15 protein-coding genes and 1 riboswitch are annotated in these 13,803 nt (G+C 57.4%); all 15 genes read left to right on the forward strand.

What is annotated here, in order from left to right; translation table 11 throughout:
- The coding region (locus Q0K17_RS04235; protein ID WP_294540293.1) for an ATP-binding cassette domain-containing protein at nucleotides 1-1,049 on the forward strand (1,049 nt) is incomplete at its 5' end.
- Nucleotides 1,050-1,052: 3 nt separating this feature from the next.
- Nucleotides 1,053-2,207 (forward strand): ABC transporter permease, encoded by a 1,155-nt coding sequence (locus Q0K17_RS04240; RefSeq protein WP_294540295.1) that lies wholly within the window; start codon nucleotides 1,053-1,055, stop codon nucleotides 2,205-2,207.
- Nucleotide 2,208: 1 nt separating this feature from the next.
- Nucleotides 2,209-3,126: an ABC transporter permease gene (locus Q0K17_RS04245; RefSeq protein WP_294540298.1), complete on the forward strand. Its 918-nt coding sequence runs from the start codon at nucleotides 2,209-2,211 to the stop codon at nucleotides 3,124-3,126.
- A 94-nt stretch (nucleotides 3,127-3,220) separates the two neighbouring features.
- Entirely contained in the window at nucleotides 3,221-4,543 is a 1,323-nt protein-coding gene (locus tag Q0K17_RS04250) for a pyrimidine-nucleoside phosphorylase (protein ID WP_294540300.1), read from the forward strand.
- 89 nt (nucleotides 4,544-4,632) lie between these two features.
- Entirely contained in the window at nucleotides 4,633-5,259 is a 627-nt protein-coding gene (locus tag Q0K17_RS04255; RefSeq protein WP_294540301.1) for a YcxB family protein, read from the forward strand.
- Between the two features lie 11 nt (nucleotides 5,260-5,270).
- Nucleotides 5,271-5,696, forward strand: a complete 426-nt coding sequence (locus Q0K17_RS04260) for a hypothetical protein (protein WP_294540303.1) — start codon at nucleotides 5,271-5,273, stop codon at nucleotides 5,694-5,696.
- A 30-nt stretch (nucleotides 5,697-5,726) separates the two neighbouring features.
- On the forward strand, nucleotides 5,727-6,350 hold the full coding sequence (locus tag Q0K17_RS04265) for an SOS response-associated peptidase (protein WP_294540305.1): 624 nt from the start codon (nucleotides 5,727-5,729) through the stop codon (nucleotides 6,348-6,350).
- Nucleotides 6,351-6,517: 167 nt separating this feature from the next.
- Nucleotides 6,518-6,982: a thioredoxin-dependent thiol peroxidase gene (gene bcp, locus Q0K17_RS04270; RefSeq protein ID WP_294540307.1), complete on the forward strand. Its 465-nt coding sequence runs from the start codon at nucleotides 6,518-6,520 to the stop codon at nucleotides 6,980-6,982.
- 12 nt (nucleotides 6,983-6,994) lie between these two features.
- The gene (gene yaaA, locus Q0K17_RS04275; protein ID WP_294540309.1) at nucleotides 6,995-7,771 is read left to right on the forward strand and encodes a peroxide stress protein YaaA; all 777 of its coding nucleotides are present in this window, start codon (nucleotides 6,995-6,997) and stop codon (nucleotides 7,769-7,771) included.
- A gap of 93 nt (nucleotides 7,772-7,864) precedes the next feature.
- A riboswitch (cobalamin riboswitch) is annotated at nucleotides 7,865-8,059 on the forward strand.
- A 196-nt stretch (nucleotides 8,060-8,255) separates the two neighbouring features.
- A complete protein-coding gene (locus tag Q0K17_RS04280) occupies nucleotides 8,256-9,299 on the forward strand; it encodes an ABC transporter substrate-binding protein (RefSeq protein WP_294540311.1) in 1,044 nt (347 codons plus the stop codon).
- A 29-nt stretch (nucleotides 9,300-9,328) separates the two neighbouring features.
- A complete protein-coding gene (locus Q0K17_RS04285; RefSeq protein ID WP_366776707.1) occupies nucleotides 9,329-10,393 on the forward strand; it encodes an iron ABC transporter permease in 1,065 nt (354 codons plus the stop codon).
- Complete coding sequence (locus Q0K17_RS04290; RefSeq protein WP_294540313.1) at nucleotides 10,390-11,169, forward strand: ABC transporter ATP-binding protein; 780 nt, start codon at nucleotides 10,390-10,392, stop codon at nucleotides 11,167-11,169. The genes Q0K17_RS04285 and Q0K17_RS04290 overlap by 4 nt, the downstream gene beginning before the upstream one ends.
- A 39-nt stretch (nucleotides 11,170-11,208) precedes the next feature.
- The gene (locus Q0K17_RS04295; RefSeq protein WP_294540315.1) at nucleotides 11,209-11,982 is read left to right on the forward strand and encodes a sirohydrochlorin cobaltochelatase; all 774 of its coding nucleotides are present in this window, start codon (nucleotides 11,209-11,211) and stop codon (nucleotides 11,980-11,982) included.
- The gene (cbiD, locus tag Q0K17_RS04300; protein ID WP_294540317.1) at nucleotides 11,972-13,105 is read left to right on the forward strand and encodes a cobalt-precorrin-5B (C(1))-methyltransferase CbiD; all 1,134 of its coding nucleotides are present in this window, start codon (nucleotides 11,972-11,974) and stop codon (nucleotides 13,103-13,105) included. Before Q0K17_RS04295 ends, cbiD begins: the two co-directional genes overlap by 11 nt.
- Nucleotides 13,093-13,791 carry a precorrin-2 C(20)-methyltransferase gene (cobI, locus tag Q0K17_RS04305; RefSeq protein ID WP_294540319.1) on the forward strand — a complete coding sequence of 233 codons (699 nt, stop codon included), beginning with the start codon at nucleotides 13,093-13,095 and terminating at the stop codon, nucleotides 13,789-13,791. Before cbiD ends, cobI begins: the two co-directional genes overlap by 13 nt.
- Nucleotides 13,792-13,803 lie beyond the last annotated feature (12 nt).

The raw sequence follows: 13,803 nt of genomic DNA on the forward strand, positions 1-13,803 counted from the left end.
TGATTTTTGATGAACCCACCGCTGTTCTGACGCCTCAGGAAATCGATGAACTGATGGACATCATGCGCGGCTTCAAAAAGGAAGGCAAGAGCATTCTGTTCATCACCCACAAACTCAATGAGATCATGGCGGTGTCGGACCGGTGCACCGTGCTGCGCAAAGGCAAGTGCATCGGCACTGTGGATATTGCCGACACCACCAAGGAAGAGCTGTCCCGCATGATGGTCGGCCGTGACGTGCAGTTCGCGGTGGACAAGGCGCCCGCCAAGGTGGGGGATGTGGTGTTGTCGGTGCGGGACATGACGGTGCCCGGTCATGCGCACAAGAAGGACGCTGTCCGCGGCGTCTCCTTCGATGTGCGCGGCGGCGAGATCGTCTGTCTGGCCGGCATTGAAGGCAACGGTCAGACCGAACTGGTGTACGGCCTGACAGGTCTGGAAAAGATTACCCACGGCACCCTGACCCTGGACGGCAAGGACATTACCCATGCCAGTATCCGCCAGCGCTCCAAGGACGGTATGAGCCATATTCCGGAAGATCGCCACAAATACGGTCTGGTGCTGGACTATTCCCTGGAAAACAACATGGTTCTGCAGCGGTACTGGGAACCGCAGTTCCAGAAAGCCGGCTTCATCAACAAGGCGGCTGTGCGGGAATATTCTGACCGCCTGATCAAACAGTATGACGTGCGCAGCGGTCAGGGCAGTGTGACCATTGCCCGCAGCATGTCCGGCGGCAACCAGCAGAAAGCCATCATTGCCCGGGAAATCGATAAGGACCCCAAGCTGCTGGTGGCAGTGCAGCCTACCCGCGGCCTGGATGTGGGTGCCATTGAATATATCCACAAACAGATCGTGGCCGAACGGGACCGCGGCAAAGCCGTATTGCTGGTCAGCCTGGAACTGGACGAGGTCATGAACCTGTCCGACCGCATCCTCGTCATGTACGAAGGAGAAATCGTGGGCGAATTCGATCCCAAGACCACCACGGTCCAGGAACTGGGCCTGTATATGGCCGGCGCCAAAAAGCAGGGAAAGGGGGCGCAGTAATTCATGAGCCGTAACAAAAACAATCTGGGCATGGCCCTGCGGCAAAAAAGCAGCAGCGTGCTGGCTGCGCTTCTGTGCATCCTGATCGGCCTGCTGGTCGGTCTGGTGGCACTGTTCATCATCAATGCGGAACATGCCTGGGACCAGGGCTTTTTGCGCATCATCCAGGGCGGTTTCTATGACTTCCCCTACGGTGTGGGCAAGACCCTGACCAACTCCGCACCGCTGATCATGACCGGCCTTTCGGTGGCTTTTGCCTTCAAGACCGGCCTGTTCAACATCGGTGCTGCCGGCCAGTATACCCTGGGCGCCTTCGGCGGTCTGTACTGCGCCCTGATCCTCAACCTGCCCTGGTATGTCTGCCTGCTGGCTTCCGCGCTTTTCGGAGCGGTATGGGGCGCCATCCCCGGCATCTTCAAGGCGTATCTGAACATCAACGAGGTCATTACCTCCATCATGTTCAACTGGATCGGGCTGTATATGGTCAATGAGATCATCTATGCCCGGGGCACCGGTGCCATGTATGATGCCAACAACACCCGTACCTGGAAGCTGGCAGAACGTTCGCCCGGGTCGCTTATTCCGTCCTGCGGTATGTCGGATATCTTCCATACGCCCAGCACTACCATTGCCATTTTCCTGGCCATTGCGGCGGCCATCCTGGTCTGGGTCATTCTGGAAAAGACCACCTTCGGCTACGAGCTCAAGGCAGTGGGCCTGAACAAAAACGCGGCCCGGTATGCCGGTATCAACGAGAAAAAGAACATCATCCTCTCCATGACCATTGCCGGCGCGCTGGCCGGTTTCGGCGCAGGTCTGCTGTACCTGTCTGCCGGCGCGGAGTGGAATCCCCTGAATACCACCAGCCTGCCGGCCATGGGCTTCAACGGCATTGCCACCGCTTTGCTGGCGGCGTCCAATCCCATCGGCACCATCTTCTCCTCTCTGTTCATCTCCCATATCACGGTGGGCGGCAGCTTCCTGCCCACCCGGTATTTCCCCACCGAGATTGCCGACCTGATTTCCGGCATCATCATCTATCTGTGCGCCTTTGCCATGCTGTTCCGCGGCGTGATTGAAAAGAAGCTCCACGCCGGTGCCAATACCCCGGACGCCAACGCAGAACCCGCCGCACAGACAAAGAAGGAGGGCAAATGACATGCTGCTGCTGATCAAGTATACCCTGTTGTATGGCATTGTCCTGATGCTGGTTGCCCTGGGCGGTATGTTCAGCGAACATTCCGGCATCATCAATATCGCCCTGGAAGGCATCATGGTTATTGGCGGCCTGGGCGGTGTTCTGGCGGTGGCTATGCTGCCCAATACCTTGCCGGCATTTGTGATCGTTACCGTGTCCGTATTGGTGGCGGCTTTGTCCGGTATGGTGTTCTCCCTTTTGCTGGCCTTTGCCTCCATACACCTGAAAGCCGATCAGACCATAGGCGGTACGGCACTAAACATGCTGGCCACCGCCATTGCCATCATCCTGGCCAAGAACTTCAACGGTTCCACTTCCGCCAAGATCGACTACACCAACAACGCATTCCTGTTCAAGATCGGCGGGCTGGAACTCAGCATCTTTGTGCCGCTGGGCATTGTTCTGCTCATCATCAGCTATATCGTCATGTACAAAACCCGGTTTGGCCTGCGCCTGCGTGCCTGCGGTGAACATCCTCAGGCGGCCGATTCGGTGGGCATCAACGTCTATAAGATGCGGTACAGCGGCGTGCTGATTTCCGGTCTGCTGGGCGGTATCGGCGGTCTTGCTTATATCATCCCCAGTGTGCAGACCTGGAATTTTGAGGTGGGTGTGGCCGGTACCGGCTTCCTGGCACTGGCCGTTATGATCTTCGGCCAGTGGAAGCCTGTGCACATCTTCGGCGCGGCCATGTTCTTTGCCGTGTTCAAGAGTCTGGCCAATATTGCGGATGCCACCATCCTGTCCCAGCTGGGCTGGTCTTCCAACATCTACAATATGATGCCTTTCATTGCCTCCATGGTCATCCTTGCCTTTACCAGCAAGAACAGCATGGCGCCCAAGGCCGAAGGCATTCCCTATGACAAGGGCAGCCGCTGATTGAACCTGAACCCATGAAATGCCGTCTGCGGGCGGCATTTCTCTGTTTGTGCCGCTGCGCAGCGGCCAATCCGTCCGAAAGGGGGACCACAACATGCGCATGTACGACATTATTGCCAAAAAGCGGGATGGCCGGATCTTGACTGACGAGGAGATCGCTTTTGCCGTCAACGGCTATGTGGCGGGCTCCATTCCCGATTATCAGATGAGCGCTCTGCTCATGGCCATCTACCTGAAAGGCATGACTGATGCCGAGACCGCCACACTCACCGAGGTCATGGCCAGGTCCGGAGATATGGTGGATCTTTCTCCCATCCCCGGCATCAAAGTGGATAAGCATTCCACCGGCGGCGTGGGGGACAAGACCACCCTGGTGGTGGCTCCCATTGTGGCGGCCTGCGGTGTGCCGGTGGCCAAGATGAGCGGCCGCGGCCTGGGCCATACCGGCGGCACCATCGACAAGATGGAAGCTGTGCCCGGGACAAGGACCTCTCTCTCCGAAGAAGAGTTTTTCGCGCAGGTGCGGCGGATCGGCCTGTCAGTCATCGGCCAGAGCGGGGAAATCGCGGTGGCGGATAAAAAACTGTACGCCCTGCGGGATGTCACTGCCACCGTGGGCTGTATCCCGCTGATCGCCTCTTCCATCATGTCCAAAAAGCTGGCCGCCGGATCGGATGCCATCTTGTTGGATGTGACCATGGGAACCGGTGCTTTCATGCAGAATCTGGAGGACGCCATCGAGCTGGCCCGTCTGATGGTCTCCATCGGTACAGCCCATGGCCGCAAGATGGCCGCCCTCATCACCGACATGGACCGCCCCTTGGGGCATAACATCGGCAATTCGCTGGAAGTGCAGGAAAGCATGGCAGTGCTGCAGGGCAAGGGCCCTGCGGATTTGACGGAAGTTTGCCTGCAGCTGGCCACCAACATGCTGCTGCTGGCCGGCAAGGGGGATTTCAAGACCTGCCGCGCCATGGCGGAGTCTGTGCTGAATGACGGCACTGCTTTCACCAAATGCTGCCAGATGTTTGAGGCCCAGGGGGGAGATACCACTGTGCTGCGGGATGCCGCCAGATTCAAGAAAGCCCGCTATTCCCGGGCCATCTCCGCCCGGGCAGACGGCTATATCACCGCCCACAATGTGGAAGATATCGGCATTGCCAGTGTGCTGCTAGGGGCCGGTCGGCAGACAAAGGAAGACAGCATTGATTTTGCAGCCGGCATCACGCTGCATAAAAAGCTGGGGGATGCGGTACACAGTGGACAGACCATTGCCACCCTGTATGCCGACGACCCGGCGCTGTTCACGGCAGCGGAAGAAACATTCTGTCGCAGCCTGACCATCGGGGCAGAAAAGCCTCAGGAGCCGCCGCTGATCTATGCACGCGTCACGCCGCAGGGCGTGGAGCGGTTCTGAAATCTACATACCAAGGTATAGCAAGGTCCGGCTTTCCGGCTGTATCCGGCAGTCGGTAAGCCGGACCCTTTTTCTGATAAGGAGAAACCATGCATAGCGCCGATTTCATTTTTCAAATCAGCCCCTATGATACGCAGCTTTTGCTGCCGCAGGTGAGCAAGGCTCTGGAAAAGCGCACAGAGATGGCGTCCCGAAAAGCCTGCCCCGGTATCTGGAAACAGACAGACCGTCTCAATGCCCTTGCAAAAGGGCGAAGCCCCCGGCGGACCAGAGCCAGAAGTGTTGTCTTTCTGGTTCTCGGGATCTTTCTGCTTGTGCCTGGGATCATGGAACCGCGGGAATTATTGCTTCCTTTGGTTATGGGGGCGCTGGCTGTTTGTGCGGGAGGCGCCGGCCTCTGGAGAAGCTTCCGGCGAAAAGAAAATCCGTTTGATCAACCGGCGGCCAGACTTTTGTCTGGTCTGAGCGCATTGCCGCAGGAACATCTTTGTTTGTCGTTTGCACCGGAAGGAATGACATTCTCCGCCAAAGAGGAGAAGGACAGGACAGTGGTTCCATGGCATGATTTTGAGTCTGTGGTAGAAACTGCTGACGCCATTCTTCTGTCACATGGAGACCGGGTGACGCTGCTGCAGAAAAAGGATCTGGTCAGTGGCACAGAAGAAGATCTTCGGGCCTTTTTGCGGGACCGGATCCGGGAGTGGTACTCTGTTTGAGAGGTGCCCATATGGAAAAAATCATATGGAAGGCCGGTACGCCGGTCTGTTCGCTGCATGACATGCAGGTAAATGATTTCCGAATTGAGAAAGACCGGATGATCCTGTGCACTTCCACCGGCCTTGTCAGAACGGTGCCGCCCTGCGGCCAGCAGGACGGCCATGTGGAATTTTTCCGGGTGAACTGGGACTTCAGTTATGCCTATCTGCTCCGGTATGATGGACTGGCAGGCAATACAGGAACTTTCCAGGGAGAAAAGATGTTCTTGAAGGAGTTTCTGCGTCGGTTCCCAACGCCGGACTATATGATTCTGGATGAAACATATGGGTATCATCAGGCCAAATACAGCGGCTTTTTCCAGGTTGGAAAGGAAATCCAGGAATGCCTGCTGGAAATTTGTTATGACGGAGATCTGGTTTTTGTGATTCAGGAATGAACCTCGATCCTGTCTGAATACCCAAAGGGAATGGACGGTGTAAGCGCTATGTGCGGACGGTATCAGTTCTCCACAGAAAAATACAGAGAATTTCAGCAGATCGTGCAGGATGCCAGACGCCGCAGCGGACGTCCTGCAGAAAAATCGGATGTCCCTGTTACGGGAGATGTTGTCCCCACCGGAGAAGCTCCGGTCCTGGTTGCCAGTGCCAACAAGGTGGTGGCGGTGTTTCAGCGCTGGGGGATCCCCGGATGGCGCGGCGGACTTGTCATCAATGCCCGGGCGGAGACTGTCTGCGAAAAACCGATGTTCCGGCGCAGTGTGGTGGGACGCAGGTGCGTGATTCCGGCCAGTGGCTATTATGAGTGGGATGCCAAAAAGCATAAATACTTTTTCCGTCTTCCGGACAAACCGCTGTATCTGGCGGGAATTTATGATTGTGTGGATGGGCAGGACCGGTTTGTGGTGCTTACCACGGCACCCAACGAGACGGTCCGGGATATCCATGATCGGATGCCTCTGATCCTGAGCCATGAACAGGTGCGCCCCTGGCTCACTGATCCGCAGGCGGCTTTGGAATTGCTGACATCGGTTCCGCCGCCCTTGGAACGCAGCTGCGAGGACGGCCAGCTTTCGCTGGATGATTTTATGTAAGGGCATGCTCGCATGAGGATTCGGAATGTTGCCATCATGTTTTGTATGTGCCCCAGGCAACGGACATAAAATGGTGCGGCCGGGTATACTTTCAACGGAAAGCAAGGCTGGAATGGACCCGGCAATAACCAACGAATAAAAAGCAGAAAAGAAAGGATGAACCCATTATGCTGGAAATCGGGACTCAAGCGCCTGCCTTTACCCTCAAGGACCAGGACGGAAACACGGTCAGCCTGTCCGACTTTGCGGGAAAGCGGGTGGTCGTGTATTTTTATCCCCGTGACAATACGCCGGGCTGCACCCGGCAGGCCTGCGCTTTTGCGCAGAATTTTGACGGTTTTCGCTCCCGCGATGTGGTGGTCATCGGGATCAGCAAGGATTCGGTGGCTTCTCACCTGAAATTTGCCCAGAAATATGAGCTTCCGTTTATTCTGCTCTCTGACCCGGAACTGCAGGCCATTCAGGCCTATGACGTCTGGCAGGAAAAGAAACTGTACGGCAAGGTCAGCATGGGCGTTGTGCGCACCACCTATGTGATCGACCCGCAGGGCAACATTGAAAAGGTGATGCCGAAGGTCAAACCGGACACCAATGCCGCTGACATTCTGGCCTATCTGGATGGAGTACAGTAAAAGGGGAATGTAATGCGTATCATTTTGTCTCCCGCCAAAAAGATGAATGTGGACACGGACAGCCTAGACTGGCAGGACTTGCCGGCATTCCTGGACCGTACCGAACAGCTGCTGGACAGCCTGAAAGGGATGTCTTACGAAGAACTGAAAAAGTTGTGGAAATGCAACGACCAGCTGGCGGAACTGAATGTCCAGCGGGTCCGGAACATGGATTTGCGGCGCCATCTGACGCCGGCCATTCTCAGTTATGAAGGAATCCAGTACCAGTATATGGCTCCCGGTGTTTTTACCACCTGGGAATTTTCGTATATCCAGGAACACCTGCGGATCCTTTCCGGCTTCTATGGCCTGCTTCGCCCTTTTGACGGTGTGACCCCCTACCGGCTGGAAATGCAGGCACGCCTGTCGGTCAACGGCGCCCGGGATGTCTATGCCTTCTGGGGGGATTCCCTTGCGGCGCAGCTGTTTTCCGAGACAAACTGTATTATCAATCTGGCCTCCCGGGAATACAGCGTCTGCGTGTCCCGGTATCTGCCGCCGTCGGTGCGGTTTATCACCTGTGTGTTTGGGGAAGAAAAAGACGGCAGGATCCTTGAAAAAGCCACCATGTGCAAGATGGCCCGGGGAGAAATGGTACGCTTTATGGCGGAACGCGGAATCACGGACCCGGTGGAGATACAATCGTTTGACCGTCAGCACTTTCACTTCTGCCCCGAACGCTCGGACGAAAGCACATATGTGTTCCTGCGGGAATCCGGCGGGGCCGGAGCGAATAAAGGCAGAAAATAACAGAAAAGGGCGGGGAGCCGGATGGTGTGTGCGGCAGCCCCGCCTTTTCTGAGCGCTTTGCTTGCCAAAAAGCCGGATTTATGGTACCGTAGTAACCACAAAGCAACACAGGGTGCCCGGGGCTTTCGCTGGCCGGGAGAATAGGGAAGCAGGTGAAAGACCTGCGCGGGACCGCCGCCGTAATGGCTGAGTTCGGCCCATTGATGTCACTGTACCGATGCGTATGGGAAGACAGGGCCGCACATTGACGCCAGAGCCGGAAGACCTGCCTTGCTGTTTGAATACTGCCTGAACCGTTGGAATGAACCGCTGACGGTGCGGGGCAGGGCCCGTGCAGCGGACGGACGAAACGTTTGCGCGGTAAAACTATGGTACACCGTGTTTTGGCGTGCTTTGTTTTGGTACGGGCCTTTTCTGCCGTTATGGCAGGAAGGCCCTCTTTTTTTGCGGTGGTCACGGTCGGTTCGGACAAGGAGTATTTTCTATGAAAACGAAACATCCCATCCGCCTGACGGAGCTGGCTCTGGGGCTGGCGCTTCTGACCTTCGGGTGCGCCCCGGCGGCACAGGAAGAAATGCCGGCGGCCTCGCCGCAGACATCCGGTGACTATGATCCGGTCACCATCACGAACTACAATTATGCCGGAGATGAAGTCAGCTATACTTACGAAAAGGCCCCCGAGCGGGTGGTGGCGGTATACCAGGGTTCCATCGAGACCATGATCGCCTTGGGACTGGAAGACCGGGTCATTGCGTCCTACGGTCTGGACAATGAGGTGAAAGAGGAATGGCAGTCCGGCTTCTCCAGAATGAACTATAAGGACGACGTTTTCGCACCGGATAAAGAGACGATGACCCTTCTGGAACCGGATATGATTCTCTCCTGGGGCTCTCTTTTCAGTGAAAAAAATCTGGGAGACGTGAGCAGCTGGAACCAGAAGGGGGTAGCTACCTATATCAATTCCAACACGCGGGGCGGCGGACGTCCCCGGACGCTGGAAAACGAGTATACGGATATACTGAATCTGGGCCGCATTTTTGATGTGGAGGATAAGGCGGAAGCCCTGGTGGCGGAGATGCGTACCTGCGTGGCGGATACACTGGAAGCGGCCGAACAGAACCCTGCACAGACAGTGGCGGTGGTGGAGCCGATGGGGAGCGGAATCAGCAACTATGGTGCGGATTCCCTTGCCGGAGATATGGTGACCCAGCTGGGCGGCACATTGGTCAAACCGGATGGCGGCGAAATGGGAAAAGAAGACCTGGTTCAAGGGGATCCGGATGTGATCTTTGTGGTCTACATGGCGTATTCCGGAGATGACCCCGAAACGGTCGTCGCCCAGCAGCTGGCAGCCATTACCGAAGATCCCGCTTTTGCAAGCCTGTCCGCCGTGCAAAACGGACGTGTTGTGCCGATCATGCTGGGGGATATCTATGCAGCCGGACCGCGCACAGTGGACGGCATCCGTACTATAGCGGCCGGCATGTATCCGGAAGGGCAGACATCTGCCGCCGAGGCAGTCGCATGAAGCGGGAAAAAACGCGAAGGACGCGGTGTTTGCAAAGTCGGGCGGGCACCACAGCGGCTATTCTGCTTTTGGCCGCAGGGCTGATGGTCTCGCTGATTGTTGCGGTGACTATGGGAACCACCCGCCTGCCTGTGGGGCAGGTATACACGGTGATCCGGTACGAACTGCTCCACCTGGTGTGCGGGCAGCCCATTCCGAAAAAATGGGCACCGGGAACGGCGGTCCATGATGTGGTCTGGCTTATCCGTCTGCCTCGCCTGGTTTTGGCGGCTGCAGTGGGGACCAGCCTGTCGCTGTGCGGTGTGGCCATGCAGGCTATTGTCCAGAACCCCCTGGCGGACCCGTACATTTTGGGTGTCTCTTCCGGAGCTGGTCTGGGTGTGACCCTGGCCGTTCTGTTGGGGGTAGGGACCGCACTGGGCAGCAATTATGTAGGCCTGATGGCTTTTGCCGGTGCGCTGGGAATCTCCTGCGCAGTGGTGGCACTGGCCAATGTGGGCGGCCGTGCAAACTCTGTCAAATTGCTGCTGGCAGGCAGTGCACTGGCTGCGGTGTGCGGGGCGGGCACCCAGTTCCTGTTGTATCTTCGCAGCGCCGACCATGCCGACTCCGAGATCATGCGCTGGACAATGGGCAGCCTTTCGGCCGCCGATTGGCCCAACAATGTTGTGATGCTTTTGGTGGCAGGCGGCGGAACGGCTTTCTTTCTTACCCAATGCCGGACCCTGAACCTGATGCTTTTGGGGGACGAGACCGCCGTGACGCTGGGTACAGACCTGCACCGGTATCGCATTCTTTATCTGGTGGTAAGTTCCCTGATGGTGGGATTCGCCGTATATGCTGCCGGTGCCATCGGTTTTGTGGGCCTGGTGGTCCCCCATGTGGTACGTCTGCTGTTTGGCACCGACCACCGTCGCCTTGTTCCGCTGTGTGCCCTGTCCGGAGCGTTGTTTCTTCTTTGGGCTGATGTTCTGTGCCGTACGATCCTGCCCGGAAATGAGATCCCGGTGGGCATCCTGACTTCCTTGCTGGGAGCACCGGTTTTTCTTTGCCTGATGGTGCGGCACCGCTACGGATTCGGAGGCGGCGCATGAATATTACCATAAAAAACCTGGAAAAACAGCTGGATGGGCAGCCTGTCCTGCGAACAATAGACCTGGTGATCCCCGAACACAAGGTGTTGGGCATCATTGGTCCAAACGGAAGCGGAAAATCTACATTGCTGCGCTGTATCTGCCGCGTGCTGCAGCCCGACGGCGGGGCAGTGCTTCTGGATGGCCGTTCCCTGCGGGAATACTCGCCCCGGCAAACGGCCAGAAGGATGGCCACGGTGGCCCAGCACAACACCTACAATTTTGATTTCACGGTACAGGACATTGTCCTTATGGGGCGCAGTCCGCACAAGCGTGCTTTTGAACGGGACGACACCCAGGATTACCGCATCGTTTCCCAGAGTTTGGCGCAAGTGGGGATGGATGGCTTTCAGCATCGCAGCTTCTCCAGCCTTTCCGGTGGGGAACGGCAGCGTGTGATCCTGGCCCGGGCACTGGCACAGCAGACGCCCTGCCTGCTGCTGGATGAGCCCACCAACCATCTGGACATCCGGTATCAGCTGCAGCTGATGGAACTGGTACGGGGGTTGGGGCGTACCGTAATTACGGCTGTGCACGATCTCAATATTGCGGCCATGTACTGCGATACCCTGGTAGTCATGCAGGCGGGCTGCATTGTGGCTTCCGGAACACCGCAAGAGATTCTGACGCCCGCTCTCATCCGGCAGGTATACGGCGTTCAGGCCCGGGTCCTGGCGGATGAAAATGGGGTACCCTATATCCTTTTCCGCCCCGAATGTGGTACAATATCAAAATAGCCTTGCTTGTATGGCGGGCTGAGCAGGAGAAGATGAACCATGCCAAAAACCTTGTTGTGTGTCAGTTTCGGTACCAGCGTGCCCGAGGCACGGCAAAGCATTACAGCGGTGGAATCCGCCTTACAGCATACGGCGCCGGAACTGCCTTTTGTACGGGCCTTTACAAGTCCCACGATCCGCCGCATCCTGCAGGCGAGAGGGGAGACCGTACAGAGTCTTCCCCAGGCGCTGGATGCACTGGCCGGTCAGGAGGTGGCCGTACAGCCGACGCATTTACTGTATGGGCAGGAATACGATCATATCCGCAGTCTGGTAGAGGCGCGGCGGGAACAGTTTGCCCGGATCGTGCTGGGTAAGCCCTTGCTGGCGGGTCCGGAGGACCTGCGTGCTCTGGCGGCCGCACTGGATGAAGCGTATCCCCCGGTCCCGGGGGAAGCACTGCTGCTGATGGGGCATGGAACGGTTCACTTTGCCGGTATTGTCTATCCGGCATTGCAGGCGGTTCTCCATATGATGGGACGCACGGATGTATATGTGGCTACGGCGGAAGGCTGGCCGGAACTGGAAGACGTGCTTCCGCAGCTTCTGCGCGGCGGGTATGAAAAGGCACATCTGCTGTCGCTGATGCTGGTGGCGGGTGACCATGCCCGCAATGATATGGCTGGAGAAGGACCGGAAAGCTGGAAATCCCGTCTGCAGGCCAAGGGAATCCGTGTCCGCTGTACCCTGCAGGGGCTTGGCATGCTGCCGACAGTGCAGGCCATGTATGCCGCCCATCTTCGCGAATTGCTGGGGAAAGAGCATGAACTTTGAACACTACATCCGCAGCGGACAACGACTTCTGCGCTGCGGTTACACCACCGGCACCTGCGCTGCGCTGGCCGCTCAGGGGGCATCCCGGCTGCTGCTTTCCGGTGCTGTTCCCCGTACGGTCTGCCTGGTTACGCCCAAAGGGTGGCCGGTGCAGGTGCTGCCGCAATTTTGCCGTATGGAATCAGGAAAAGCGGTCTGCGGTATCCGGAAAGATGCAGGAGATGACTGTGACGTTACCGACGGGATGACCATCGTGGCGTCGGTTTTCCGGACCGACTTGCCGGGGATCACCATTGATGGCGGGACGGGCGTAGGCCGGGTGACCAGACCGGGGCTGGATCAGCCGGTGGGGGCGGCAGCCATCAATACAGTGCCCCGCCGTATGATTGAAGAACAGGTCAGGCAGGTCTGCGCCCAACAGGCGTATTCCGGCGGATTGCTGGTAGAAATCAGCATTCCCGGCGGGGCCGAAGCGGCGCAGAAGACTTTCAATCCCAAATTGGGGGTGGAAGGCGGACTGTCCGTGCTGGGAACCTCCGGTGTGGTGGAACCCATGAGCGAGCAGGCGCTGGTGGACACTCTGGCGCTGGAAATCCGTCAGGCCGCCGCCCAAAGCCGACGCCTGATCCTCACCCCGGGCAACTATGGCGCGGACTTTCTCCATACAAATGGCCTGGACGCCCTGGGAATTCCGGTGGTCAAGTGTTCCAATTTTATTGGCGATGCGCTGGATATGGCCGCTGCTGAAGGGATCGAACAACTGCTTTTGGTGGGGCATATGGGAAAACTGGTCAAGCTGGCCGGCGGTGTGATGAATACCCATTCCCGCTATGCGGATTGCCGTACCGAACTGATCTGCGCGCATGCCGCTGTCAGCGGCGCCGGTCCTGAACTGTGTGCCGCCCTGCTGGCTGCGCCGACGACCGATGCCTGCCTGGAACTGCTGGAACAGGGCGGACTGCGGGATGCTGTGATAGGGCGGCTCCTGGCAGCGATTTCTTCCCATCTGCAGCAGCGGGCCGGAGATTTGTGTCAGGCCGGAGCGCTGCTTTTTTCCAACCAATATGGCCTTTTGGGCCTGACCGATACCGCAAAGGAGATTCTTGCACAGTGGAAACCATAAAAGGGACTCTGTATGGGGTCAGCGTAGGACCGGGCGACCCGGAACTGCTCACATTCAAAGCAATGCGTGTTATGCATCAATGTCAGGTGATCGCGGCACCTCAGACAAAAAGCGGCGAAATGCTGGCACTGGAAATTGCAAGGCAGGCCGTGGACCTGAGCCGTAAAGCCATTGTGCCGCTGCATTTTACCATGAGCCATGATGAAGGGGAACGCCGTCGGGCCCATGAAGCTGCTGCAGAAACGCTGCGGGGATATCTGGATGCGGGACAGGATGTGGCTATGCTGAACCTGGGAGATGTTTCGGTATATGCCACATTTGGTTATCTGCAGACCATTCTGGAAGAACAGGGATATCACACAGCCATGGTGGCGGGGGTCCCCAGTTTCTGCGCTGTGGCAGCAAGGCTGAACCGGTCACTGACCGGCGGCATGGATACACCGTTGACCATTGCTCCCGGAAGCATCCCTCTGGAAGACCTTCTTTCGACCCCCGGCGCCAAGGTGCTTATGAAAAGTGGTCGGCAGCTTCCCCGTGTGCTGGACACTCTGTCAGACGCCGGTCTTCTGGAGAAAAGCGCCTTAGTGTGTAATTGTGGTCTGCCGGAAGAGCAGGTCTGGGATGACCTTGCCCATGACCGGCCGGAAGGCAATGCCGGTTATTTTGCTACGATCCTGGTCAAATAAAAAGAAAAGGGG

Source organism: uncultured Gemmiger sp. (assembly GCA_944388105.1).
Classification (GTDB): Bacteria; Bacillota; Clostridia; order Oscillospirales; family Ruminococcaceae; genus Gemmiger.

Bases quoted from the DNA above. Each gene is read 5' to 3' on its own strand.
- Q0K17_RS04240 (WP_294540295.1), top strand. From the start codon at position 1,053: ATGAGCCGTAACAAAAACAATCTGGGCATGGCCCTGCGGCAAAAAAGC.
- Q0K17_RS04245 (WP_294540298.1), top strand. From the start codon at position 2,209: ATGCTGCTGCTGATCAAGTATACCCTGTTGTATGGCATTGTCCTGATG.
- Q0K17_RS04250 (WP_294540300.1), top strand. From the start codon at position 3,221: ATGCGCATGTACGACATTATTGCCAAAAAGCGGGATGGCCGGATCTTG.
- Q0K17_RS04255 (WP_294540301.1), top strand. From the start codon at position 4,633: ATGCATAGCGCCGATTTCATTTTTCAAATCAGCCCCTATGATACGCAG.
- Q0K17_RS04260 (WP_294540303.1), top strand. From the start codon at position 5,271: ATGGAAAAAATCATATGGAAGGCCGGTACGCCGGTCTGTTCGCTGCAT.
- Q0K17_RS04265 (WP_294540305.1), top strand. From the start codon at position 5,727: ATGGACGGTGTAAGCGCTATGTGCGGACGGTATCAGTTCTCCACAGAA.
- bcp (WP_294540307.1), top strand. From the start codon at position 6,518: ATGCTGGAAATCGGGACTCAAGCGCCTGCCTTTACCCTCAAGGACCAG.
- yaaA (WP_294540309.1), top strand. From the start codon at position 6,995: ATGCGTATCATTTTGTCTCCCGCCAAAAAGATGAATGTGGACACGGAC.
- Q0K17_RS04280 (WP_294540311.1), top strand. From the start codon at position 8,256: ATGAAAACGAAACATCCCATCCGCCTGACGGAGCTGGCTCTGGGGCTG.
- Q0K17_RS04290 (WP_294540313.1), top strand. From the start codon at position 10,390: ATGAATATTACCATAAAAAACCTGGAAAAACAGCTGGATGGGCAGCCT.
- Q0K17_RS04295 (WP_294540315.1), top strand. From the start codon at position 11,209: ATGCCAAAAACCTTGTTGTGTGTCAGTTTCGGTACCAGCGTGCCCGAG.
- cbiD (WP_294540317.1), top strand. From the start codon at position 11,972: ATGAACTTTGAACACTACATCCGCAGCGGACAACGACTTCTGCGCTGC.